We start from the raw sequence: 26,391 nt of genomic DNA on the forward strand, positions 1-26,391 counted from the left end.
CACAACCGACGGGTTTCCGTTCCCAGGCGAGGAGCTGAACGGCCGATGTCGAACGAGCAGAAGCTTCGGGACTATCTGAAGCGGGTGACCACCGATCTGCACCAGGCCAGGCAGCGCCTGCACGAGGTGGAGTCCAGGGAGCGGGAGCCGATCGCCATCGTCGCCATGGCCTGTCGGTTCCCCGGCGGGGTCCGGACACCGGAGGACCTGTGGCGGCTGGTGGCCGAGGAGCGGGACGGGATCGGTCCCTTCCCGGAGGGCCGTGGCTGGGACGCCGCCGCGCTCTTCGACCCCGACCCGGAGCGGCACGGGACGACGTACATCAGCGAGGGCGGCTTCCTCTACGACGCCGACCTGTTCGACGCGGACCTGTTCAACATCAGTCCGCGTGAGGCGCTGGCCATGGATCCGCAACAGCGTCTGCTGCTGGAGACCGCCTGGGAGACCTTCGAACGGGCGGGCATCGCCGCCGAGTCGCTGAAGGGCAGCCCGACCGGGGTGTTCGCGGGGGTGATGTACCACGACTACGCGGCCCGGCTGCACGCCATCCCCGAGGGGCTCGAAGGGTTCCTCGGCAACGGCAGCTCCGGCAGCGTCGCCTCCGGCCGGCTCGCCTACACCTTCGGCCTCGAAGGCCCGGCGGTCACCCTCGACACGGCGTGCTCGTCCTCACTGGTGGCACTGCACCTGGCCTGCGAGGCGCTGCGCCGGGGGGACTGCGAGCTGGCGCTCGCGGGCGGGGTCACGGTGATGTCCACGCCCGGGGCGTTCGTCGAGTTCAGCAGGTTGCGCGGGCTGGCACGTGACGGCCGCTGCAAGTCCTTCGCCGCCACGGCCGACGGCACCGGCTGGTCGGAAGGGGTCGGACTGCTGCTCGTGGAGCGGCTGTCCGACGCCCGGCGCAACGGTCACCCCGTGGTGGCCGTCGTACGGGGATCGGCACTGAACCAGGACGGCGCCAGCAACGGCCTCACCGCCCCCAACGGTCCCTCGCAGCAGCGCCTGATCCTGCGGGCACTGGCCGACGCCGGACTCTCCACCGAACATGTCGACGCCGTGGACGCCCATGGAACGGGGACCCCGCTCGGTGACCCCATCGAGGCCCAGGCGCTGCTGGCCACCTACGGCCGGGACCGGGCGGCGGACCGGCCCCTGTGGCTGGGCTCGCTGAAGTCGAACATCGGGCATACGCAGGCGGCGGCCGGTGTCGGCGGTGTCATCAAGATGGTGATGGCGATGCGGCACGGTGTGCTGCCGAAGACGTTGCATGTGGAGGAGCCGACGCCGCATGTGGACTGGTCGTCGGGTGCGGTCTCGCTGCTGACGGAGGCCCGGGAGTGGCCGGAGACGGACGGCCGGCCGCGCCGGGCCGCCGTGTCGTCCTTCGGCATCAGCGGCACCAACGCCCACGTCATCCTCGAACAGCCGCCGGCTCCGGCCGAGGAACAGCCGGTGGTGAGCCGGGCCACGGCCCCGGCCACCGCGCTGCCCTGGGTGATCTCCGGCGGGAGTGCCGACGCCCTGCGCGAACAGGCCGCCCGGCTGGCGTCGTTCCTCGACGAGGTGGAGCGCGGAGAGGCGGACGGCACCGTTGACCTCGCGTATTCGCTCGCCACCTCCCGCAGCGCCCTCAGCCACCGCGCCGTGCTGTTCGGACGCGAGGCGGCCGACATCCGCGAAGCCCTGGAGGCGTTGGCGTCCGGTGGTGGTGGGGTTGGTGTGGTGTCTGGTGTGGCGGGTGCGGGGAAGCCGGTGTTGGTGTTTCCGGGGCAGGGGTCGCAGTGGGTGGGGATGGCGGTGGATCTGTTGGGGGCTTCGCCGGTGTTCGCGGGGCGGATGGCGGAGTGTGAGCGGGCGTTGTCGGCTCATGTGGACTGGTCGCTGACCGGGGTGTTGGGGGATGCGGTTGCGTTGGGGCGGGTGGATGTGGTGCAGCCGGTGTTGTGGGCGGTGATGGTGTCGTTGGCGGCGTTGTGGGAGTCCTTCGGTGTGGTGCCGGGTGCGGTGGTGGGGCATTCGCAGGGTGAGATTGCGGCGGCGTGTGTGGCGGGTGGGTTGTCGTTGGAGGACGGGGCGCGGGTGGTGGCCCTGCGGAGCCGGGCGCTGACCGCACTCGCTGGTGGCGGGGGGATGGTGTCGGTGGCGGTCTCGGCGGACGACGCGGTCGTGCTGCTGGGGCCGTGGGGTGGTCGGGTGGGCGTGGCGGCGGTCAATGGCCCGTCGTCGGTGGTGGTGTCCGGGGACGCGGCGGCGCTGGACGAGTTCGTCGCGGCCTGTGAGGCGGACGGTGTGCGGGCGCGCCGTATCGAGGTGGATTACGCCTCGCATTCGGCGCATGTGGAGGTGTTGCGGGAGCGGTTGCTGGAGGAGCTGAGCGGCATCGCTCCGGTGCGTTCCCGGGTGCCGTTCTTCTCCACGGTGACGGGTGACTGGCTTGATACCGAGCAGTTGGATGCCGGGTATTGGTATCGGAATCTGCGGGAGACGGTGCGGTTCGGCGCGGCGACCGAGGCGTTGCTGGCGCGGGGTTTCGGGGTGTTCATCGAGGCCAGCGCCCATCCGGTGCTTGCGGTCGGCGTGCAGGAGAGCATTGACGCGGCGGGTGCGGAGGCGGTGGCGCTGGGCTCGCTGCGCCGCGACGACGGCGGCTTGGACCGCTTCCTGGCCTCGGTGGCCGAGGCGTACGTCAACGGCGTGGACGTGGACTGGTCGTCGTTGTTCGAGGGCGCGCGGCGGGTCGATCTGCCGACGTATGCCTTCCAGCGGCAGCGCTACTGGCTCGACGCACCCGAGCTGTCGGGTGACGCCGGGAGCTTCGGCCTCGGCGGGGCCGGGCATCCGATGCTGGGCGCGGTGATGAGCATGCCCGGCGAGGACTCCGTGGTGTTCACGGGACGCCTGTCGTCACGGTCGCATCCGTGGCTGGCGGACCACGTGGTCATGGGCCGCGTACTGCTGCCGGGCACGGCCTTCGTCGAGTTGACCATGCGCGCCGGTGACGAGGTGGGCTGCCCCCGCATCGACGAGCTGACCCTCGAATCCCCCCTGGTCCTGCCGGACCACGGCGGCGTTCTCCTCAGCCTGACCGTGGCCGAGCCGGACGAGAACGGACGCCGTCACCTGGCCGTCTACTCGCGCGCGGAAGACGCGGGGCACAGCGGAACCGAACAGCCCTGGACCCGTCACGCGAGTGGAGTGCTGACCCCCGACGCCGCCGACGACGCGTTCGAGCTCACCTCCTGGCCGCCCGAAGGCGCCACGCCGGTGGATCTCGACGGCCTCTACGACGGTTTGTCCGAGCACGGCCTGGCCTATGGACCTGTGTTCCAGGGCCTCCACACGGCGTGGCGGCGCGGTGAGGAGGTCTTCGCCGAGGTCCGGCTGACTGGCGGCGGTGACGCTGGCAGTGGCAGTGGCAGTGGCAGTGGCAGTGGCAGTGGCAGTGGCAGTGGCAGTGGCGGTGACGGCAGCGGCGGCGACGCGACCGGGTTCGGCCTGCACCCCGCCCTGCTCGACGCGGCCCTGCACACGGCGGCCCTCGCGGACACCATGGCGGGCTCCGCGCAGGTGCGCCTTCCGTTCTCCTGGAGCGGTGTCGAACTGCATGCCGTGGGCGCGTCCGCACTCCGTGTCCGGCTCACGCCGACCGGCCCCGACACGGTGTCCCTACATGCGGCCGACAGCACCGGCAGGCCGGTGGCCTCGGTGGAGGCCCTCACGCTGCGGGCGGTCCGAGCGGACGCCCTCGGCGGCGGCCACCGGGCCGTCGAGGACTCCCTCTTCCGCGTCGACTGGACCCCGCTGCCGACCGCCGCCACGTCGACCGCCGCAGCATCCACTGCGGACACACCGGCCGTCGACGTACCGGCTTCCGAAGGACCCGCGGCCGGCGGTTACCTCACGGTGGGCTTCCCGGAGCGAGCCGACGAGGACTTCCCCTCCCTGCGCGCCCTCTCCGACGCGATCGCCGCCGGAACGACCGCCGCCCCCGATGTGGTGCTGGCCCGGTGCGACGGCGGGAGCCCGTACGACGCCACCTCCCGCGCCCTCGCCCTGCTCCAGACCTGGCTCGCGGATCCGAACTTCGCCGCCTCCCGGCTGGCCCTGGTGACACGGGGTGGCGTGACCGTCGACGAGCGGCGTTCCGTGGACGACCTGGGCGCGGCCGCCGTCTGGGGCCTGGTCCGGTCCGCCCAGTCGGAGAGCCCGGACCGCTTCCTCCTCGTGGACGTGGACGTGGACGAGGCTGACGCCCCCGCCCCCTTCTGGCCCGCCCTGCCGGCCGCGCTCGCCACCGGCGAACCGCAGCTGGCCCTGCGGGCGGGGAAGGTGTGGGTGCCCCGGCTGGTCCGGGCGTCCTCGGACGGCACGCTGACCCTGCCCGTGCGTACGGAGGCCGAGGGCGCCTGGCGGCTGGACACCATCAGCAAGGGCACCTTGGACAACGTGGCCTTCGTCGACTCCACCGCCGCCGAGCGGCCGCTGGAGCCTGGTCAGGTGCGGCTCGAGATTCGTGCCGCCGGTCTCAACTTCCGGGATGTGCTGCTCACCCTCGGCATGGTCGACCAGGACGGCCTGGGCGGTGAGGCCGCCGGGTACGTCCTGGAGGCCGGCCCCGGGGTGACCGGTTTTGCCCCCGGCGACCGGGTGTTCGGGATGTTCCCGGCGTCGATCGGGTCGGTGGCGGTGGCGGACCAGCGGATGCTGGCGCGGATTCCGGCCGGCTGGTCCTTCGCGGAGGCGGCGTCGGTGCCGGTGGTGTTCCTCACCGCGTATTACGGGCTGGTGGATCTGGCGGGGTTGGGGTCCGGTGAGTCGGTGCTGGTGCATGCGGCCGCTGGTGGGGTCGGGATGGCGGCGGTGCAGTTGGCACGGCACGTGGGTGCGGAGGTGTGGGCGACGGCGAGTCCGGCCAAGTGGGACGCGCTGCGGGAGATGGGACTGGACGACGATCACATCGCGTCCTCCCGGGACCTGGAGTTCGAGCAGCGGTTCCTCGATGCCACGGGCGGCCGGGGCGTGGATGTGGTGCTGAACTCGCTCGCGGGCGAGTACGTGGACGCCTCGCTCCGACTGCAACCACGCGGCGGCCGGTTCCTCGAGATGGGCAAGACCGACAAGCGGGATCCGGACGACGTGGCCGGCCGGCATCCAGGCGTCACGTACCGCGTCTACGACATCCAGGAAGCCGGTCCGGAGCGGATCGGGGAGATGCTGGCCGCGTTGATGTCCCTGTTCCGGGAGGGTGTGCTGCGGCCGCTTCCAGTGACGACGTGGGATGTACGCCAGGCGGTGGACGCGCTGCGTTTCATGAGTCAGGCGCGGCATGTGGGCAAGGTGGTGCTGACGGTTCCGGCGCCGCTCGGCGGCCGGGGCACGGTGCTGGTCACGGGTGGTACGGGTGTGCTGGGTGCGTTGGTGGCGCGGCATTTGGTGGCGGTGCGGGGTGTGCGTCGCTTGGTGCTGACCAGTCGGCGGGGTATGGCGGCGCCGGGTGCGGAGGAGCTGTGTGCCGAGCTGTCGGCCCTGGGGGCCGAGGTGTCGGTGGTGGCGTGTGATGTGGCGGACCGTGCGGCGCTGGCAGAGGCCATCGCCACCGTAGGAGACCTGTCCGGGGTGGTGCATGCGGCGGGTGTGCTGGATGACGCGGTGGTGGAGTCGCTGACGCCCGAGCGGGTGGAGGCGGTGTTGCGTCCCAAGGTGGACGCCGCGTGGCATCTGCATGAGCTGACGCGTGGCATGGATCTGTCGGCGTTCGTCCTCTTCTCCTCGGCGGCCGGGACCTTGGGCGGCCCCGGTCAGGCGAATTACGCGGCGGCGAACAGCTATCTGGACGCGCTCGCCCAGCACCGCAGGGCCCAGGGCCTGCCCGCCCAGTCCCTCGCCTGGGGCCTGTGGCAGGAGGCCAGCGGCATGACCGCGCACCTCGACGACGCCGACATCAGCCGGATGACGCGCGCCGGGATGGCCCCCCTGGCCACGAAGGACGCTCTGGACCTGTTCGAGGCCGCGCTGGCCCGCGGACACGCGGTCCTGCTCCCCCTCCACCTCGACGTGGCCGCGCTCCGCAGGACGGGTGCGCTCCCCGCGCTGTTCCAGGGGCTGGTACGCAAACCGTCCCGGCGCGTCGCCGCGTCCGGTGACGCCACCGGCGGCGGGGGCTCGGCGCTGCACCGCCGGCTGGCCGCCGCGTCCGAAGCCGAACGCCGGCGCATCCTGCTGGACCTGGTACGCGCCGACGTGGCCGCCGTGCTCGGGCACGCCTCGCAGGAAGCCGTGGACGCGACGAAGGCGTTCAAGGAGCTGGGCTTCGACTCGCTCACGGCCGTGGAACTCCGTAACCGGCTGAACGCCGCCACCGGGCTGCGGCTGCCCGCCACCCTCGTCTTCGACCACCCCTCGCCGAACGCGCTGGCCCAGCACCTGCGTGCCGAGTTGCTCGGTGCGGAGGACGTCACCGAGGCCACGGCGGTGGCCGTCGCCGATGACGACCCCATCGCGATCGTGGCGATGGCCTGCCGCCTCCCGGGCGATGTGGAGTCGCCCGAAGACCTGTGGCGGCTGGTGGCCGAGGGCCGTGACGGGATGACCGCGTTCCCCACCGACCGGGGCTGGGACATGGACGCCCTGTACCACCCGGACCCCGACCACCCCGGTACCTCGTACGTCCGCGAGGGCGGCTTCGTGAACGGCGCCGGAGACTTCGACGCGGAGTTCTTCGGGATCAGCCCGCGTGAAGCGCTCGCCATGGACCCGCAGCAGCGGCTGCTGCTGGAGGCGTCGTGGGAGGCGCTGGAGCGGGCCGGGATCGACCCCGCCTCGCTGCGCGGCAGCCACACCGGAGTGTTCGTGGGGGTCAGCGGTCAGGAGTACGCGGCACTGGTCCAGCAGGCCGCGGAGAGCACCGAGGGCTATCTGCTGACCGGTACTTCGGCGAGTGTGGTGTCCGGGCGGGTGGCGTACACCTTCGGCCTGGAGGGTCCGGCGCTGACGGTGGACACGGCGTGCTCGTCGTCGCTGGTGGCCCTGCATCTGGCAGCCCAGGCGCTACGGAAGGGCGAGTGCTCGATGGCGCTGGCCGGCGGGGTCGCGCTGATGGCCACACCGGGCGCCTTCGTGGAGTTCAGCAGGCAGCGCGGGCTCGCGGCGGACGGCCGGTGCAAGGCGTTCGCGGCCGCCACGGACGGCACCGGCTGGGGCGAGGGCGTCGGTGTCCTGCTCGTGGCCCGGTTGTCGGAGGCGCGGCGGCGCGGGCTTCCGGTGCTGGCGGTGGTGCGGGGCAGTGCGGTCAACCAGGACGGTGCGAGCAATGGGCTGACAGCGCCCAACGGTCCGTCGCAGCAGCGGGTGATCCGGCAGGCGCTGGCGGGCGCCGGGCTGTCGCCGGACGAGGTGGACGCGGTCGAAGCACATGGCACCGGGACGACGCTGGGCGATCCGATCGAGGCGCAGGCGCTGCTGGCCACCTATGGCCGGGACCGGGCGGCGGACCGGCCCCTGTGGCTGGGCTCGCTGAAGTCGAACATCGGGCATGCGCAGGCGGCGGCCGGCGTGGCCGGTGTGATCAAGATGGTGATGGCGATGCGGCACGGTGTGCTGCCGAGGACGTTGCATGTGGATGAGCCGACGCCGCATGTGGACTGGTCGTCGGGTGCGGTGTCGCTGCTGACGGAGGCGCGGGAGTGGGCCGTGGAGGATGGCCGGCCGCGCCGGGCCGGGGTCTCGTCCTTCGGGGTCAGTGGGACCAATGCGCATGTGATTCTCGAGCAGGTCGCCGAGGCCGATGACTCCCAAGTGGTGGAGGGTTCGGCCGAGGGTGGCGGTCCGGTGGTCTGGGCGGTGTCGGCGGTGAACGCTGAGGCGTTGCGTGGGCAGGCGGAGCGTTTGGTGTCGTGGGTGGATGAGCGGCCTGGGCTGAGGCCGGGGGATGTGGGGTGGTCGCTGGTTTCCTCGCGGGCGGCGTTGGCTGAGCGGGCGGCGGTGGTGGGCCGCGATCGGGATGAGCTGCTGGCGGGGCTGCGGGTGTTGGCGTCTGGTGGTGGTGGGGTTGGTGTGGTGTCTGGTGTGGCGGGTGCGGGGAAGCCGGTGTTGGTGTTTCCGGGGCAGGGGTCGCAGTGGGTGGGGATGGCGGTGGATCTGCTGGGGGCTTCGCCGGTGTTCGCGGGGCGGATGGCGGAGTGTGAGCGGGCGTTGTCGGCTCATGTGGATTGGTCGTTGACCGGGGTGTTGGGGGACGAGGTTGCGTTGGGGCGGGTGGATGTGGTGCAGCCGGTGTTGTGGGCGGTGATGGTGTCGTTGGCGGCGTTGTGGGAGTCCTTCGGTGTGGTGCCGGGTGCGGTGGTGGGGCATTCGCAGGGTGAGATCGCGGCGGCGTGTGTGGCGGGTGGGTTGTCGTTGGAGGACGGGGCGCGGGTGGTGGCCCTGCGCAGCCGGGCGCTGACGGCGTTGGCTGGTGGTGGGGGGATGGTGTCGGTGGCGGTCTCGGCGGACCAGGCCGGTGCGCTGCTGGAGCCCTGGGACGGCCGGGTGGGAGTGGCGGCGGTGAACGGCCCGTCGTCGGTGGTGGTGTCCGGGGACGCGGCGGCGCTGGACGAGTTCGTCGCGGCCTGTGAGTCGGACGGTGTGCGGGCACGCCGTATCGAGGTGGACTACGCCTCCCACTCGGCGCATGTGGACCAGCTTCACGAGGAATTGCTGGACCGGCTGCGGGGGCTGGAGCCTCGGCCGTCCCGGGTGCCGTTCTTCTCCACGGTCACGGGCGACTGGCTCGACACCGAGCAGCTGGACGCCGCGTACTGGTATCGGAATCTGCGGGAGACGGTGCGGTTCGCCACGGCGACCCAGGCGCTGCTCGACGACGGTTTCGGGGTGTTCATCGAGGCCAGCGCGCATCCGGTGCTCGCGGTCGGTGTGCAGGAGAGCATTGACGCGGCGGGTGCGGAGGCGGTGGCGCTGGGCTCGCTGCGCCGCGACGACGGCGGCTTGGATCGTTTCCTGGCCTCGGTGGCCGAGGCGTACGTCAACGGCGTGGACGTGGACTGGTCGTCGTTGTTCGAGGGCGCGCGGCGGGTCGATCTGCCGACGTATGCCTTCCAGCGGCGGCGGTACTGGCTTGATGTGCCTGTGGTGTCGGGTGATGTGTCGGCTGTGGGATTGGGTGTGGTGGAGCATCCGTTGCTGGGGGCCGTGGTGCGGTCGCCTGATGGTGGGGGTGTCGTGTTGACCGGGCGGTTGTCGTTGCGGTCGCATCCGTGGTTGGCGGATCACGTGGTCATGGGCCGGGTGCTGTTGCCGGGTACGGCCTTCGTGGAGCTGGCGGTGCGGGCCGGGGACGAGGTCGGTTGCGGCTGCCTCGAGGAGCTGACCTTGGAGGCCCCGCTGTTCGTCCCCCAGGACGGTGCCACCCATCTCCAGGTCACCGTGGCCGAGCCGGACGACAACGGCGTCCGGACGCTCACCGTGTACTCCCGTGCCGAGGACGCCCCGGACGATCAGCCGTGGCTGCGGCACGCCACCGGCCTCGTCGGCCCCGGCGCGGCCGCGTCCGAGAGCGCGAACGCCCCCTGGCCCCCCGCCGGGGCGGCCCCGGCGGATCTCGACGGCCTGTACGAGCGGTTCGCCGAAGCCGGGCTCGGCTACGGGCCCTCCTTCCGGGGGCTGTCGGCCGCCTGGCGGCAGGGCGCCGAGGTGCTGGCCGAGGTGCGGCTCCCGAGCGGCGCGGACGTCGAGGGGTTCGTGCTGCATCCCGCGCTGCTCGACGCCGCGTTGCACGCGATGAGTCTGACCGATCTCCCCCATACTCCCGGGCACGTCCTGCTGCCGTTCTCGTGGGAGGGGGTGACCGTCCACGCCGCCGGCGCTTCCGCCCTGCGCGTCCGGGTCACCCGCACCACGTCCGACGGCGTGACGCTGACGGCCACCGACGACACCGGACAGCCCGTGGTCTCGATCGACTCGCTGGTCCTCCGCTCCGTCTCCGCCGATCAGCTGCGCATGACGCGGCCCACGACGGGCAACGCGATGTTCCAGCTGGACTGGGTGGCCGCCCCGCCCGCGACGTCGGCCGGCTCCACCGACGGATGGGTGATGCTGGGCGACGCGGACCGAACCGGCGGCGCCCTCGCGCTCCCCACCCATGCGGACCTCGCGTCCCTCGCCGAGGCCATCGGCTCGGGCGCCGAGGCCCCGGACGTGGTCGTCGCCCCCTTCCCCACGGACTCCGATGGCACCCCGGGCATCCCGGGCGCCCCGGCCGCGACTCATGAGGCGGTCGGCCGGGCGCTGTCGATGGTGCGGTCGTGGCTGGGGGAGCGGCGCTTCGACTCGTCCCGGCTCCTGATCGTGACCCGTCGTGCGGTCGCCACCGGAGCACACGAGGACGTCGAGGATCCCGCGGCCGCCGCCGTGTGGGGCCTGGTGCGTTCGGCACAGTCGGAGAACCCGGGCCGGTTCGTCCTGGCCGACGTCGATGGCGGCGCACCCTCATGGGCCGCGCTGCCCACCGCCGTACGGACCGAAGAACCGCAAGTGGCCGTACGAGCCGGTGAGGTGGCCGTTCCCCGGCTGGCCCGGTGGGGCGGCGACGGCCCGCTGACCGTGCCCGTGGGGGAGCCGTCCTGGCGACTGGAGGTGGCCGAGAAGGGCACCTTGGACGGTCTGGCGCTGGTCCCCGGACCAGAGGCCGCCGAGGAGCCCCTGGGGCCTGGTCAGGTGCGGCTCGAGATCCGTGCCGCCGGTCTCAACTTCCGGGACGTACTGCTCACCCTCGGCATGGTCGACCAGGAAGGACTGGGCAGCGAGGGCGCGGGCGTGGTCCTCGAAACGGGCCCCGAGGTCGTGGGGCTCGCCCCCGGCGACCGGGTGTTCGGCCTGTTCCCGGCGTCGATCGGGTCGGTGGCGGTGGCGGATCAGCGGATGCTGGCGCGGATTCCGGCCGGCTGGTCGTTCGCGGAGGCGGCGTCGGTGCCGGTGGTGTTCCTCACCGCGTATTACGGGCTGGTGGATCTGGCGGGGTTGGGGTCCGGTGAGTCGGTGTTGGTGCATGCGGCCGCTGGTGGGGTGGGGATGGCGGCGGTGCAGCTGGCGCGGTATATGGGTGCGGAGGTGTGGGCGACGGCGAGTCCGGCCAAGTGGGACGCGCTGCGGGAGATGGGACTGGACGACGATCACATCGCGTCCTCCCGAAGCCTGGAGTTCGCGCAGCGGTTCCTCGATGCCACGGGCGGCCGGGGCGTGGATGTGGTGCTGAACTCGCTCGCGGGCGAGTACGTGGACGCCTCGCTGCGGACGCTGGCGGACGGTGGCCGGTTCCTGGAGCTGGGGAAGACGGATGTGCGCGAGGCGGCCGAGGGCTACCGGGCGTACGACCTGATCGAGGCCGGTCCGGAGCGGATCGGGGAGATGCTGGCCACGCTGATGTCCATGTTCCGGGAGGGTGCGCTGCGGCCACTCCCGATCACCACGTGGGATGTGCGGCGCTCGCGCGAGGCATTCCGTTTCATGAGCCAGGCGCGGCATGTGGGCAAGGTGGTCCTGACGGTTCCGGCGCCGCTCGACGGCCGGGGCACGGTGCTGGTCACGGGCGGTACGGGGGTGCTGGGCGCCTTGGTGGCCCGGCATCTGGTGGCGGCGCGGGGTGTGCGCCGCTTGGTGCTGACCAGCAGGCGGGGTATGGCGGCGCCGGGTGCCGAGGAGCTGTGTGCCGAGCTGTCGGCCCTGGGCGCCGAGGTGTCGGTGGTGGCCTGCGACGCGGCGGACCGCGCGGCGCTGGCGGAGGCCATCGCGACCGTAGGAGACCTGACCGCAGTCGTGCACGCGGCGGGTGTGCTGGACGACGCGGTAGTGGAGTCGCTGACCCCCGAGCGGCTGACCACAGTCCTGCGTCCCAAGGTGGACGCCGCCTGGCATCTGCATGAGCTGACCCGCGACATGGATCTGTCGGCGTTCGTCCTCTTCTCCTCGGCGGCCGGAACCCTGGGCGGCCCCGGTCAGGCGAATTACGCGGCGGCGAACAGCTACCTGGACGCGCTCGCCCAGCACCGCAGGGCCCAGGGCCTGCCCGCCCAGTCGCTCGCCTGGGGCCTATGGCAGGAGGCCAGCGGCATGACCGGCCACCTGGACCGCACCGACCTCCGGCGGATGGGCGGCTCGGGTGTGACCGGACTGTCCAACGACGAGGGCCTGGCCCTCTTCGACACCGCCCTGGCCGCCGAACGGGCGCAGCTGTTCCCGATCCGGCTGAACACCTCCGAGTTGCGTGCGGGGGCCGGACTGCTGCCCCCGTTGCTGCGCGGCCTGACCCGGGGGCCCGGGTCCGCGCGCAAGGTGCTCACGGGTGCCGAGGCGTCCGCCGACCGGTCCGCCCTGCCCCGCCGGCTGGCCGCGCTGTCGGCGGGGGAGCGGCACAGCCTGCTGATGGATCTGGTGCGGGACCAGGTGGCCGCCGTTCTCGGCCATGCCTCACCGGACACCGTCCAGGCCAACAAGGCGTTCAAGGACATCGGGTTCGACTCGCTCACCGCCGTCGAACTCCGTAACCGGCTGAACGCCGCCACCGGGCTGCGGCTGCCCGCCGCCCTCGTCTTCGACCACCCGACCCCCGCCGCGCTGGCCCGCCACCTGTTGGCGGAGCTGGTGACGGACACCGAGCCGCAGGACGATCCCGACGGGACGGAGGCCCGGGTCCGGCAGGCGCTGGCCGCCATTCCGCTGACCCGCCTCCGGGACGCCGGGCTGATGGACACCCTGCTGGAGCTCGCCGGACTGTACGGGGAGTCCCCGCTGTCCGGGAACGGGAACGGGAACGGCAACGAAACCGGGACCGGGACCGGTGCCGGTGTCGGAAACGGCAGCGAGGCCGGAAACGGCGACGAGGCCGGGAACGGCGGCGGGACCGGGGCCGGAGCGGCCGAGGACCAGGACGGCCGTATCGACACCATGGACACCCAGAGCCTCATCGCATTCGCCCTGCAACAGTCCGAGTCCTGAACGCGCTCGACCAGCGGAGACCGTGATGACCACACCGAACAACGAACTCGTCGAGGCGCTTCGGGCATCCGTCAAGGAAGTCGAGCGGCTTCGGCAGCGGAACCGCCACCTCACCGAGACCGCTCGTGAACCCCTGGCGATCGTGGGCATGAGCTGCCGTTTCCCCGGTGACGTCCGGTCCCCGGAGGACCTGTGGCGGCTCGTGGAAGCCGGCGGTGACGCGATGGGCCCGCTGCCGGACGACCGGGGCTGGGACCTGGACGCGCTCTACAGCCCGGACCCGGACCGGCCCGGGACGAGCTATGCCCGCGAGGGAGGATTCGTCCGCGACGTCGGCGACTTCGACGCCGCGTTCTTCGGGATCAACCCCCGCGAGGCGCTCGCCATGGACCCGCAGCAGCGGCTGCTGCTGGAGACGTCCTGGGAGGTGTTCGAGCGGGCCGGGATCGACGCCACGGCCTTGCGCGGCAGCCGTACGGGGGTGTTCGTCGGCGCCGCCCAGCTCGGGTACGGGTCCGGGGCGAACATGGTGGACGACGAGGTGGAGGGCTATCTGCTGACCGGGGGAGCGGCCAGCGTGGTCTCCGGCCGGGTGGCCTACACCCTGGGGCTGGAGGGCCCCGCGGTGAGCGTGGACACCGCGTGCTCGTCCTCCTTGGTGGCGCTCCATCTGGCCTGCCAGTCGCTGCGGCAGAACGAGTGCTCGATGGCGCTGGTCGCCGGGGTGTCGGTGATGTCGGTGCCGACGATGTTCGTGGAGTTCAGCAGGCAGCGGGGGCTGGCCGCCGACGGGCGGTGCAAGGCGTTCTCGGCCGCCGCGGACGGTACGGCCTGGGGCGAGGGAGTGGGCGTGCTGCTGCTGGAGCGGCTGTCCGACGCGCGCCGGAACGGCCACCGGGTGCTGGCGGTGGTGCGGGGTACGGCCGTCAACCAGGACGGCGCCAGCAACGGGCTCACGGCCCCCAACGGGCTGGCGCAGCAGCGGGTGATCCGGCAGGCGCTGGCCGCCGCCCAGGTGTCCGCCGACTCCGTCGACCTGCTGGAGGCGCATGGCACGGGCACCGCGCTGGGCGATCCCATCGAAGCGCAGGCGCTGCTCGCCACGTACGGCCAGGACCGGCCGGCCGACCAGCCGCTGTGGCTCGGCACGGTCAAGTCGAACATCGGCCACACGCAGACCGCCGCCGGTGTGGCCGGGGTCATCAAGGCGGTGATGGCCATCCGTCACCGTACGCTGCCGAGGACGTTGCACGCCCAGGAGCCGACCCCGCATGTGGACTGGTCGGCCGGCGCGGTGTCGCTGCTGACCGAGCCGCTGCCGTGGCCGGACACGGGACGCCCCCGGCGGGCCGGTGTCTCGTCCTTCGGCATCAGCGGCACCAACGCCCACGTGATCGTCGAACAGGCGCCGGACGCACCGCCTCGGGAGGAGACGGGCCCGGCCGTCGGCCACGACCGCGCCGAGGGCACGGTGCCGACGCCGCTGCCCTGGGTTCTGTCGGCCAGGAGCGACCAGGCCCTCCGGGCCCAGGCGGAGCGGCTGCGCGCCGTACTCGACGACCACCCCGAGGCCCGTCCGGCCGACATCGGCGTGGCGCTGGCCACGCTCCGGGCCGGGCTGGAGCGGCGGGCCGTGCTCTTCGCGACGGACGAGGAGGGGTTCCGGCGGGCGCTGGACACCTTCGCGGCGGGCGAGCCGGACCCGGACACCGTGACGGGCACGGTCGTGGAGGGCGAGTGTGCTTTCCTCTTCCCTGGTCAGGGGGCCCAACGCGTTGGCATGGGGCGTGAGCTGTACGCGACGTACCCCGTGTTCGCCGAGGCGTTCGACGCGGTCTGCGAGCGGCTGGAGCTGGAGCGGCCGCTGAAGGACGTGGTGTTCGGCGCCGACCAGGGGCTGCTGGACCGTACCGAGTACGCGCAGCCCGCCCTGTTCGCCGTCGAGGTGGCGCTGTTCCGGCTGCTGGAGTCCTGGGGTGTGCGCCCCGACTATCTGCTGGGGCATTCGGTCGGCGAACTCGCGGCCGCTCATGTCTCCGGCGTCCTCTCCCTCCCCGACGCCTGCCGGCTCGTCGCGGCGCGCGGGCGGCTGATGCAGGCGCTGCCGCCGGGCGGGGCGATGGTGTCGGTGCGGGCCGGCGAGGCCGAGGTGCGCGCGTCGCTGACCGGCTCTGACCTGGCCGCCATCGACCGGGTCGCCATCGCGGCCGTCAACGGCCCGCACGCCACGGTGATATCGGGCGCCGAGGCGGAGGTCGCCGCTGTCGCCGCGCACTGGGAGGCGGCCGGCCGCCGGGTGAAGCGCCTGCGGGTCAGCCACGCCTTCCACTCGCCGCTCATGGACGCGATGCTCGAGCCGTTCCGCCGGGTCGCCGAAAGCGTGTCGTACGAGCCCCCGCGGATCGCGATCGTCTCCGACCTGACCGGCCGCGTCGTCGGCGCGGCCGAGATCGGCACGGCCGACTACTGGGTGCGGCACGTCCGCGAGTGCGTACGGTTCCACGACGGTCTGAGCCGACTGGACGGCCAGGGCGTCGCCACCTTCCTGGAGCTCGGGCCGGCCGGAGTCCTGTCCGCCATGGGCCAGGAGTCCGTCTCCGCGTCCTGTGCGCTGATTCCGCTGCTGCGCGAGGGCCGGCCGGAGGCCGACTCCGTGCGCTCGGCCGTCGCCGCCGGCCATGTGCGCGGTGTCGCGGTGGACTGGACGGCGCTGCTGCCCGCCGCGGCCCGGCGGGTGGACCTGCCGACCTATCCCTTCCAGCGGCAGCGCTACTGGCTGGACGGCGGAGCCCCGGCAGGCGACGCCACCGCGCTCGGCCTGAGTTCGGCCGGACATCCGCTGCTGGGCGCGGCCGTGACACCCGCCGACCACGACGGGCTCGTGCTCACCAGCCGGTTGTCCTTGGCGGGGCAGCCGTGGCTCGGCGGCCATGTGGTCGGCGACACCGTCCTGCTGCCGGGGACCGCCTTCGCCGAACTCGCGCTCCGGGCGGCCCAGCTGACCGGTTGCGACCGCCTGGACGAACTCGCCCTGGAGACCCCGCTCGTCCTGCCCCGCGAGGGATCGGTCCAGCTCCAGCTGACGGTCGGTGCGCCCGACGACCGGGGGCGGCGGCCGCTGGAGGTCTACTCCCGCCCCGGCGCCGCGACGGTCGGCCAGGAGGCGGGCGGCCAGGAGGCGGGCGGCTGGACGCGGCACGCGCGCGGAGCCGTCAGTCGCGAGGCGGCCACGGACACCCCGGACGCGTCCGCCTGGGCCTCGGCCTGGCCACCGCCGCACGCGGAACCGCTCGACGTGACCGCTCTCTACCCGAGGCTCGCCGAGGCGGGCTTCCACTACGGCCCCGCGTTCCGCGGGGTACGGGCCGCCTGGGCGGCCGGTGACGACATCTACGCCGAGGTGGCCGTTCCGGAGGAGCACCGGACCGAGGCCGGGCGGTACGGCCTCCACCCCGCCCTGCTCGACGCCGCGCTGCACCCGGTCTCGCTGCTCGCCGAACCCGGCCGGGCGGCGCGCCTGCCGTTCCTGTGGACCAAGGTACGGCTGCACGCGGCCGGCGCCGACACCGTCCGCGTCCGGCTGTCCCCCTCGGCCGAGGACGCCCTGTCGCTGGAGGTGGCGGACGAGACGGGAGCGCCGCTGCTCTCGGTGGGGGCACTGCTGTTCCGGGAGGTGTCCGAGGAGCAGCTGGCCGGTGCGGCGCGGGCCGGACGCCACGGTGCGCTGTTCCGGAATTCGCTTTTCCGGACGGTGTGGTCCCCGGTCGAGGTGGCCACCGGGGACGTGGCCGCCGGAAATCTGGCCACCGGGGACGTGGTCACCGTCCCGGACATGCGGATGTGGGACGACGAGGTGGCCTCGGCCGGACCGCCGCCGGACGTGGTGGTGGTCCCCGGCCTCGTCTCCGGCCCCGGCGATCCGGCCACCGCCGCGCACACCGTCACCGGACAGGTGCTGGCGGCGCTCAGGTCCTGGCTGTCCGACGAACGGTTCGCCGGCACCCGGCTCGCCGTGGTGACCAGCGGTGCGGTCGCGGTGTCGGAGGAGGAGACCGCCGACCCGGCGGGGGCGGCGGTCTGGGGGCTGGTGCGGTCGGCGCAGTCCGAGCACCCGGGCCGGATCGTCCTCGTGGACCTGGCCGGACGCGAGGACGTGCACGGCACGCGACTTCCGGACACCCTGGCGGCCGTACTGGCCTCCGGCGAGCCGCAGATGGCCGTACGCGGCGACACGCACCTGGTCCCACGCCTGCACCGGGCGCCGGCGCCGGAAGGCGAGGACACGTTCGATCCCCGGGGTACGGCGTTGATCACGGGTGGTACGGGTGCGTTGGGTGCGGTGGTGGCGCGGCATTTGGTGGTGGGGCGTGGGGTGCGGCGGTTGGTGTTGGTGAGTCGGCGGGGGTTGGCTGCGCCGGGTGCGGTGGGGTTGCGGGATGAGTTGGTGGGGTTGGGTGCCCAGGTGTCGGTGCTGGCGTGTGATGTGGCGGATCGTGGGGCGTTGGCGGAGGTCGTCGCGGGTGTGGGGGATTTGGCGTGGGTGGTGCATGCGGCGGGTGTGCTGGATGACGGTGTGGTCGGTGCGCTGACGGGGGAGCGGCTGGGTGCGGTGTTGCGTCCGAAGGTGGATGCGGCGTGGCATTTGCATGAGCTGACGCGGGAGATGGAGCTGTCGGGGTTCGTGTTGTTCTCGTCGGCGTCCGGCATTCTGGGTGGTCCTGGTCAGGCGAACTATGCGGCTGCCAATGCGTTTCTGGACGCTTTGGCGGGCTGGCGTCGGGCGCGGGGCCTGCCCGCGCTCTCCCTCGCCTGGGGCCCCTGGGAACAGGGCAGCGGTATGGCCGGGGAGCTCTCGCGGGCGGACACCGAGAGGATGCGGCGCGCCGGGCTCGGCGCGCTGTCCGCCGACGAGGGCCTCGCCCTCTTCGACGCCGCCCTCCCCGCGCAGATCTCCGTACCGGGCTCCCTACCGGGATCAGCGCAGGACTCCGTACTGCTGCCGATGCGGCTGGACACCGCCTCGTTGCGCCGGCACACGGACGCCGTCCCGCCGCTGCTGGCCGACCTCGCCCCCGCGCCGATGCGGCGTGCGGGCCGGGCCGCCTCCGGCAGCGCGCTACGGGACCGGCTGCTCGCCCTCCCCGCCGACCAGCGGGAACCGGCCCTGCTCGACGTCGTCCGCCAACAGGCCGCCGGGGCGCTGGGACACCGCTCCGCCGACGGCATCGACCCCCTGCGTCCGTTCGGCGAGCTGGGTTTCGACTCGCTGACCGGCGTGGACCTGCGCAACCGGCTCAACGAGGCCACCGGACTCCTCCTACCGGCGACGCTGGTGTTCGACTACCCGACGCCCGCGGCGCTGGCGGCCCAGCTGGGTGCGGAGCTCTTCGGTGAGGATGTGGATGCCGTGGCGGCGTTGCCGCCGGGCGCGGTGGCGGCGAGTGATGAGCCGTTGGCGATCGTGGGGATGGCGTGCCGTTTCCCGGGCGGGGTGGAGTCTCCCGAGGGTCTGTGGGACCTGGTGGCCACCGGCGGCGACGGGATCTCCGTGTTCCCGGTGGACCGGGGCTGGGACACCGAGGCGCTCTACGACCGGGACCCGGGGCGCTGGGGCAAGAGCTATGTGCGCGAGGGCGGCTTTCTCTACGGTGCCGCGGAGTTCGATGCGGAGTTCTTCGGTATTTCGCCGCGTGAGGCGGTGGCGATGGATCCGCAGCAGCGGTTGTTGCTGGAGGTGGTGTGGGAGGCGTTGGAGTCGGGTGGGTTGGTCCCGGGTGAGCTGCGCGGGCGTGATGTGGGCGTGTACGCGGGGGTGATGTATTACGACTACGCCTCCCGGCTGGGGGCCTTGCCCGAAGGCGTCGAGGGCTATGTGGGCACGGGGAATACGGCCAGTGTGCTGTCGGGGCGGGTCGCCTACGCGCTGGGATTCGAGGGCCCGGCGGTGACGGTGGACACGGCGTGCTCGTCGTCCCTGGTGGCGTTGCATATGGCCGGTCAGGCGCTGCGCGCGGGGGAGTGCTCGATGGCGGTGGTGGGTGGCGTGACGGTGATGTCGTCGCCTGCGACGTTCGTGGAGTTCAGCAGGCAGCGTGGGTTGGCGGTTGATGGGCGGTGCAAGTCGTTTGGGGCGGGGGCGGACGGGACGGGGTGGTCGGAGGGGGTGGGCGTGTTGGTGGTGGAGCGGTTGTCCGATGCGCGTCGGAAGGGGCATCGGGTGTTGGCGGTGGTGCGGGGTAGTGCGGTCAATCAGGACGGTGCGAGTAATGGGTTGACGGCGCCGAATGGTCCGTCGCAGCAGCGGGTGATTGGGCAGGCGTTGGTGAGGGCGGGTGTGGCTCCGGATGGGGTGGATGTGGTGGAGGGGCATGGGACGGGGACGGTGTTGGGTGATCCGATCGAGGCGCAGGCGTTGTTGGCGACGTATGGGCGGGGGCGGTCGGTCGATCGGCCGCTGTGGTTGGGGTCGGTGAAGTCGAACATCGGGCATGCGCAGGCGGCTGCGGGTGTGGCGGGTGTGATCAAGATGGTGATGGCGATGCGGCATGGTGTGTTGCCGCGGACGTTGCATGTGGAGGAGCCGTCGCCGCATGTGGATTGGTCGTCGGGTGGGGTGTCGTTGCTGTCGGAGGCGCGGGAGTGGCCGGAGGTGGAGGGCCGGCCGCGTCGGGCGGGTGTTTCGTCCTTCGGGATCAGTGGCACCAACGCCCACGTCATCCTCGAACAAGCTCCCGAAACGGAACCCGTACCCGCACCCGAAACCAAAACTGAACCCGAACCCGAACCCGAACCCGGAACCGGAACCGAAGCCGAAGCTGTTGAGCCACCGGACCGGAACGGCACCCGGCCGGTCGTCCCCCTCCTGCTCTCCGCACGCTCCCCCCAGGCCCTCCGCCGACAGGCGCTCCGACTGCGCGACCACCTCATCGCCCGCCCGGAGCTGCGGCCGGTCGACGTCGGGTGGTCGCTGGTGTCCACGCGGAGCCGCTTCCCCTTCCGGGCGGCGGTGGTGGCCGCCGAGCGCGCCGAAGTCCTCCAGGGCCTGTTGGCGCTGCACGACGACCTGCCCGCCGCGAACACCTTCCACGCGACCGCGACCGCGACCGCGGCCGGCGCCGGCGGCGGGACGGCCTTCGTCTTCACCGGCCAGGGCGCACAACGCCTCGGCATGGGGCGGGAGTTGTACGCGACGTACCCCGCCTTCGCCGAGGCGTTCGACGCCGTGTGCGACCGGATTCCGCTTCCCCTCAAGGACGTGGTGTTCGGAGCCGACCAGGAACTGCTGGACCGCACGGAGTACGCCCAGCCCGCCCTGTTCGCCGTCGAGACCGCCCTGCTCCGGCTGCTGGAGTCCTGGGGCGTCCACCCCGACTGCGTCATGGGCCACTCCCTGGGCGAGCTGACCGCCGCCCACGCCGCCGGGGTCCTCGACCTGGACGACGCCTGCGCCCTGGTGGCCGCCCGTGCCCGGCTGATGCAGGCCGCGCCGGACGGCGGCGCCATGGTGGCGATCCGGGCGAGCGAGGAGGAGGTGACGGAGACGCTGGTGGGGCTGGAGAGCTTCGTGAGCATCGCGGCCGTCAACGGCCCGGCCGCCACGGTCGTCTCCGGCGACCTCGACGCCGTACTGGACATCGCCGACCAATGGGTTGCCGAGGGGCGGCGCACCCGGCGGCTGAGGGTCAGCCACGCGTTCCACTCGCCGCACATGGACGGCATGCTGGACGACTTCCGCGCCGTCGCGGCCGGGCTGACCTACCGGCCGCCGCGCATCCCCCTGGTGTCCAACCTCACCGGGGCGCCGGTGTCCGCCGAGGAGGTGTGCTCGGCCGACTACTGGACCCGGCACGTCCGGGAGACCGTACGGTTCCACGAGGGCGTGCGGTCGCTGTACGACGGCCTGGGCGTACGGACCTGTCTCGAACTGGGCCCGGACGGGGTGCTGTCGGCGATGGCCCAGGACTGCCTCGCCGACGCGACGGACGACACCCTGCTGGTGCCCGTCCTGCGAAGCGGCCGCTCCGAGGCCGAGGCCCTGGTGGCCGCGGTGGCCCAGGCGTCCGCGCACGGCGTCGGCGTGGACTGGTCCGGGCTGTTCCCGGGGGCACGCACGGTGGAGCTGCCGACCTACGCGTTCGCCCGTGACCGCTACTGGATGCGAGAGGGCCGGGCGGCCCGGCCGACACCCCCGGAGCGGGAGAACCGCTTCTGGGCGGCCGTGGAGGGCGGCGACCTCGAGGCGCTGGCCGAGGCGCTGGGCGTCACGGACCCGGACGGACGCGCCGCACTCGACACGGCGCTCCCCGCACTGTCGGCCTGGCGCACCCAGGACCGTGCCCAGGCCCTCCGCGGCGGCCTGCGGTACCGAACCGGCTGGCAGCCACTCCCCGGCCTCGACACCTACGGCCCGCCCGCCCTCGACGGAACCTGGCTCCTCGTGGTGCCTGAAGACCGACGAGTGAATGCCGTCCCGGGCGTGGACGTCGCCTCGGGTGCGGGTGCCGCGATGGCCACTCCTGGTGCGGGTACCGCGCCGAGCACGGATGCCACCCCTGGCGCGGGCGCTGCTCCGGACGAGAGCACCGCCCTCGGAGCAGGTGCTGCCCTGGGCGCGGATGCTGTCCCGGGTGCGGGTGCTGCCCGGGACGAGAGCACCGCCCTAGGTGCCGTCCCGGGTGTGGGTGTCGCCTCGGGTGCGGGTGCCGCGCCGCGTACCGATGCCACCCCTGGCGCGGGCGCTGCTCCGGGCGAGAGCACCGCCCCGAGTGCGGGCGCTGTCCCCGGCGCGGATGCCGCTCCGGCCGGGGACGGCGCTCCGGCCGGGGGCGATGTCCTGGACGTGGACGACATGGTCCGGCGTCTGGTCCGGGGCCTGGAGCGGCACGGGGCGCAGGTGCGGCTGGTGACGGCGGACGGCGGCTCGCTCACCGAGTCCCTGAAGGCCGCCTCGGCCGACGCGGTCAGGGGGCTGGTGGCCCTGCCCGAGACCGGGGCCTGGGCCGTGGACCTGGTCCGGGCGGCGGACGAGCTGGGGCTGGAAGCCCCCCTGTGGTGGCTGACCCGCGGCGCCGTCCGGGTCGCCCCGTCCGAGCCCGCGCCCTCGGCCCCGGCGGCGCTGCTGTGGGGGCTCGGCCGGGTGGCCGCGCTGGAGCACCCCGAGCGGTGGGGCGGTCTCGTGGACCTCCCCGAGCGGCTCGACGGACGTGCGCTGACCCGGCTGTGCCGCGTCCTGACGGGCTCGACCGACGAGGATCAGGTGGCCATCCGCTCCGCCGGAGCCCTCGGCCGCCGTCTGGTGCGTGCGGACGCCGAGCCCACGGAGAGCGCGGAGAACAGCGCCGGCAACAGCACAGAGAACAACGCCGGGCACAACGCCGAGCGGCCGCCGTGGAATCCGGCCGGGACGACCGTGCTGGTGACCGGCGGGGCCGAGGGCGTGGGCGTGCACATCGCCCGCTGGCTGGCGGCCGAGGGCGCGCACCATCTCGTCCTGACCGGGGACGGCTCGGATCCGCACGGTCTCGCCGCGGAGCTCGGCGCCTCCGGTGTGCGTGTCACCGTCGCCTCCTGCCCGCTGGACGACCGCGACGCGCTGGCGCGTCTGCTGGCGGAGTACCCGCCGGACGCCATCGTCCACACCGAGGGGGTGGTCGAGGACCGCCCGGTCGCCGGGCTCCCCGGCGGACGGTACGACGACTGGGTGTCCGGCCCGCTGGCCGGTCTGACCCATCTGTACGAGCTGGCCGAAACCCTCGAACTGTCCGCCTTCGTCGTCTTCTCGTCCCTCACCGGCATGGTGGGCGGTGTCGGCCAGGCGGTACGGGCGATGACGGACGCGTACGGGGACGCCCTGGCCGGGCGGCGCGCGGCCCGCGGGCTGCCGGTCACGTCGGTGGCCTGGGGGCCGTGGAGCACCGACGCGCTGGCCGACCGGCTGCGGGAGCTGGGGCTCGGTTCCCTGGAACCGGCGGAGGGGATCGCGGTGCTGCGCCGGACGATCGGCGGCGGTGCGGAAGGGACCGTGCTCGCGGCCGCCATCGACTGGAAGCGGTTCGGCGAGGTGTTCACCACGGCCCGCCCCAGCCGGCTGTTCGACCTGCTGCCGGAGTTCGCGGACGCGCGGGAGCCCGGGGCCCTCGGTGCGCCGGCCGGTCCGCGGACGGTGGCACCGGAGCTGCGGGAGGCGTCCGGGCCGGAGCGCGAGCGGATGCTGCTCGATGTGGTGCGCGCACACGCGGCCGCCGTCCTGGGCCATGCCTCGGCGGAGGAGGTGGACGGCGAGCGGGGGTTCCTGGAGATGGGGTTCGCCTCGCTCGGGGCGATCGAGCTGCGGGACCGGCTGACGGCCGCCACCGGGCTGGCCCTGCCCGCGACGGTGGTCTACGACTGCCCGACCCCGGTCGCCCTGGCCGGGTATCTGAGCGCGGAGCTGACCGCCACCGCAGGACCGGGCGCCGGGGAGTGAACGACGGAGAGGGGCCCGTGGACACCATCGTCCACGGGCCCCTCTCCGTCGTTCCGCCGCCCGCCTCCAACGGCAGGACGGTCAGTCCCTGCCGACGGTCAGCCCCTGCCGATCCGCCGCAGGAAGTGGCCCAGCCGCTCGGGGTCGGGCTGCTGGGCCTCCCACTGGTCGGCGCCCTTGCCGGCGCCGAAGTCGACGGTCGGCAGAACGCGCGGGAAGAGCGGTCCGCCCATCGGCTGACCGGGCTCCAGACCCGGGTCCCACAGGATGGGCATGACGCCCTTCTTGGGCTGGAAGGTGACGCCGTCGCCGAGCCAGCGGGAGACGAAGGCCCGGCGGCCGTGGGCCGGCGCGGTGCCGGTGGACCCGTGCAGCGCGGCGGGGTGGAAGATGACCGCGTCGCCGGGGGCCAGATCCCAGGCGAGCAGGTCCCTCTCGTCCCAGGTGAGCACGTCCCGCCGGGTCTCGGACCGCGCTCCGGCCCCCGACTCCGGCGTGGTCTCCGACCGCGTCGTGGTCCCCGACTCCGGTGTGGTCCGCCCGGCCTGCATGGCCCGGTGCATCAGGCTGGAGGTGACCGGGGCCCGGTCCCGCTCCCAGCGGTGCGAGCCACGGACGACGGTCAGGGCGGCCGTTTCGGGACCGCAGTGGTCCAGGGCGATCCACATCGCGCACACCTGGTCCCCGTCGATGGGGAAGGACGTGGCGTCCTCGTGGAACGGAGTGGGCTTCGCGGTGCCCCGCGGCTTGGTGAACACCTGGTCGTAGAAGGCGGTGACGGTCTGTGAGCCGAAGAGCCGCTGGGCGACCCGGGAGGCCGGTGAGCGGAAGACGAAATCACGGAATGCCTCATGTGTCTTCCACATGAAAGCGTCGCCGTTCGCCTTTCCCTCGGAGAAGTCGGCGGTCGCCTGCGCCAGTACGGAGGGATTGGCCAGGACGTAGTCGACGGCCTCCGTTATCCGGGCCACCCACTCCTCCGAGAACAGTCCCGACGCTCGTATGGCGCCGTCCTCCCGGTAGGCGGCCACCTCCTCATTCGTGAGTTCGCGCAACGGTGCTTCGGGGGCTTGCACGGTCATGGCCACCTCGTCCCGTGGGAATTCGCCGATCGCAGTGTCGCGGTAACGCTACTGACGCGCGTTCACGACACCAACCCCTAATGCTGAAAATAGGGGCGGCAAAGGATGGAGTGATTGCTTCCGCGGGGCGTAGGGTCCGCCGACGTAAGGGTGGTGAAGTGTGGCCGCCGTCCAACTGGTCTGCGGAGGTACGGAGTTGAGTCCTCAAGGACACGTCCGGGAGGCGGACGTCATCGTGGCCGGAGCCGGGCCCACCGGGCTCATGCTGGCCCATGAGCTGGCCCTGGCGGGGGTACGGCCGACGGTGCTGGAAACCCTGGCGGAGCCCACCGGGCAGTCCAGAGCGCTGAATCTGCATCCACGTACGGCGGAAATCCTGGAGATGCGCGGCCTGTTGGCACGCCTCCAGGCACACCCCATTCAGCTGGGATTCCTGACGCGCAGCTTCTTCGCCGGAATTCCGGTGGCCCTCGACAATGAGCCGTTCGGCTCCCGGTTCCCGCAGCAGATCGGCGTCCTCCAGTCGCGGGTGGAAGCGATGCTCGAAGAACGGCTGGGAACCGTGCACGGAATCACCGTGGAGCGCGGCCGGGAACTCATCGGTTTCGAGCAGGACGAGCATGGCGTCACGGCCACCGTCCGGGGCCCGGAGGGCCGGGAGACGCTGCTGCGCGGCCGCTATCTCGTGGGGTGTGACGGTTCACGGAGCAGGGTGCGCAGGGTGCTGGGCCTGCCGTTCGACGGCACGGACGGCGGCCCGCAGACCCGGGTGGCGGCCGATGTGGTGCTGGTGCGGCCGCCCGAGAAGTGGTTCGACGGCCAGGCCCCGCAAGGGGTCGGCGAGGTGGACGGACGCGATGTCCGGATGCTGCCGGACGTGGGACTGACCGGGATGATCACCCTGAGCGAGGGCGGCCGCCAGACCCACTTCTCGCTGGTGGGGCTCGAGAACGGGGTCTACCGGCTGATGTTCTCCGACCCCGAGCAGGTGGGCGGGCGGGCGATCCGCAGGGACGCCCCGATCACCGAGCGGGAGATCCAGGAGGTCCTCCACGCCGTCGGCGGTCCGGCCGCCGAGCTGAAGGAGCTGCTCTGGGCCTCCCGGTTCGGCGACGCCTGCCGTCAGGTGGACCGGTACCGGGTGGAGCGCGTCCTGCTCGCCGGGGACGCCGCCCACATCGTCTTCCCGATCGGTGGCCAGGGCATGAACCTCGGTCTCCAGGACGCCTTCAACCTCGGCTGGAAGCTGGCCGCCGCGGTGAACGGCTGGGCACCGGACGGGCTCCTGGACACCTACCACCGCGAACGCCACCCGGTGGCCGCCGCGATCCTGGGCTCGGCCCGTGCGCAGTCCACTCTGCTGAGCCGGGAGCAGGACATGTCGGCGCTGCGCGACCTGCTGACCGCGCTCGTCGAGCTGCCGGAGACCAACCGGTACCTGGCGGGCCTCACCTCGGGCCTCACCATCCGCTACGGCGCACCCGAGGAAGCAGGCGGGACCGACGGAGCCGAGGGGGCCGACGGAAACGGCCATCCCCTGGTGGGCCGGCTGATGCCGGACCTGGATCTGACCGTCGGCGGCGAACCGGTGCGCTTCGGCGAGCTGATGCACACGGGCCGGGGCGTGCTGCTGGAGCTGCGGGAGGCGGACGGCCCCAGCCGGCTGGCGCCCGCCGTCCACGGCCGGGCCGACCGGCTCGGCCATGTGGTGGCCGATCCGGCCGCGGGGCAGGACGTCCACGTCCGGGCCGCGCTCATCAGGCCGGACGGCCATGTGTGCTGGGCGTCCCAGCACGACACCGGCCCGGACGACGCCGCCCTCCGAGCGGCCCTGACCCGCTGGTTCGGCTGACGACT

3 protein-coding genes and 1 pseudogene are annotated in these 26,391 nt (G+C 73.0%); 3 read left to right on the plus strand and 1 reads right to left on the minus strand.

From position 1 onward, the window contains the following. The first annotated feature begins 84 nt into the window (after positions 1-84). Together N6H00_RS22955 and N6H00_RS22960 are read left to right on the plus strand one after the other, a co-directional pair. On the plus strand, positions 85-12,987 hold the full coding sequence (locus tag N6H00_RS22955; protein ID WP_443073233.1) for a type I polyketide synthase: 12,903 nt from the start codon (positions 85-87) through the stop codon (positions 12,985-12,987). Between the two features lie 25 nt (positions 12,988-13,012). Further along, a pseudogene (locus N6H00_RS22960) lies at positions 13,013-23,395 on the plus strand (SDR family NAD(P)-dependent oxidoreductase); the annotation flags it as partial. Positions 23,396-23,550: 155 nt separating this feature from the next. Here the strand turns inward: N6H00_RS22960 and N6H00_RS22965 are convergent. After that, complete coding sequence (locus N6H00_RS22965; protein ID WP_268973713.1) at positions 23,551-24,534, minus strand: phytanoyl-CoA dioxygenase family protein; 984 nt, start codon at positions 24,532-24,534, stop codon at positions 23,551-23,553. Between the two features lie 160 nt (positions 24,535-24,694). Between N6H00_RS22965 and N6H00_RS22970 the strand changes: the two genes are divergently transcribed. Beyond that, positions 24,695-26,386, plus strand: a complete 1,692-nt coding sequence (locus N6H00_RS22970; RefSeq protein WP_268973714.1) for an FAD-dependent monooxygenase — start codon at positions 24,695-24,697, stop codon at positions 26,384-26,386. The last annotated feature ends 5 nt before the right edge of the window (positions 26,387-26,391 follow it).

Origin of the sequence: Streptomyces sp. S465 (assembly GCF_026898115.1) — a bacterium.
GTDB classification, from domain to species: Bacteria; Actinomycetota; Actinomycetes; order Streptomycetales; family Streptomycetaceae; genus Streptomyces; species Streptomyces luomodiensis.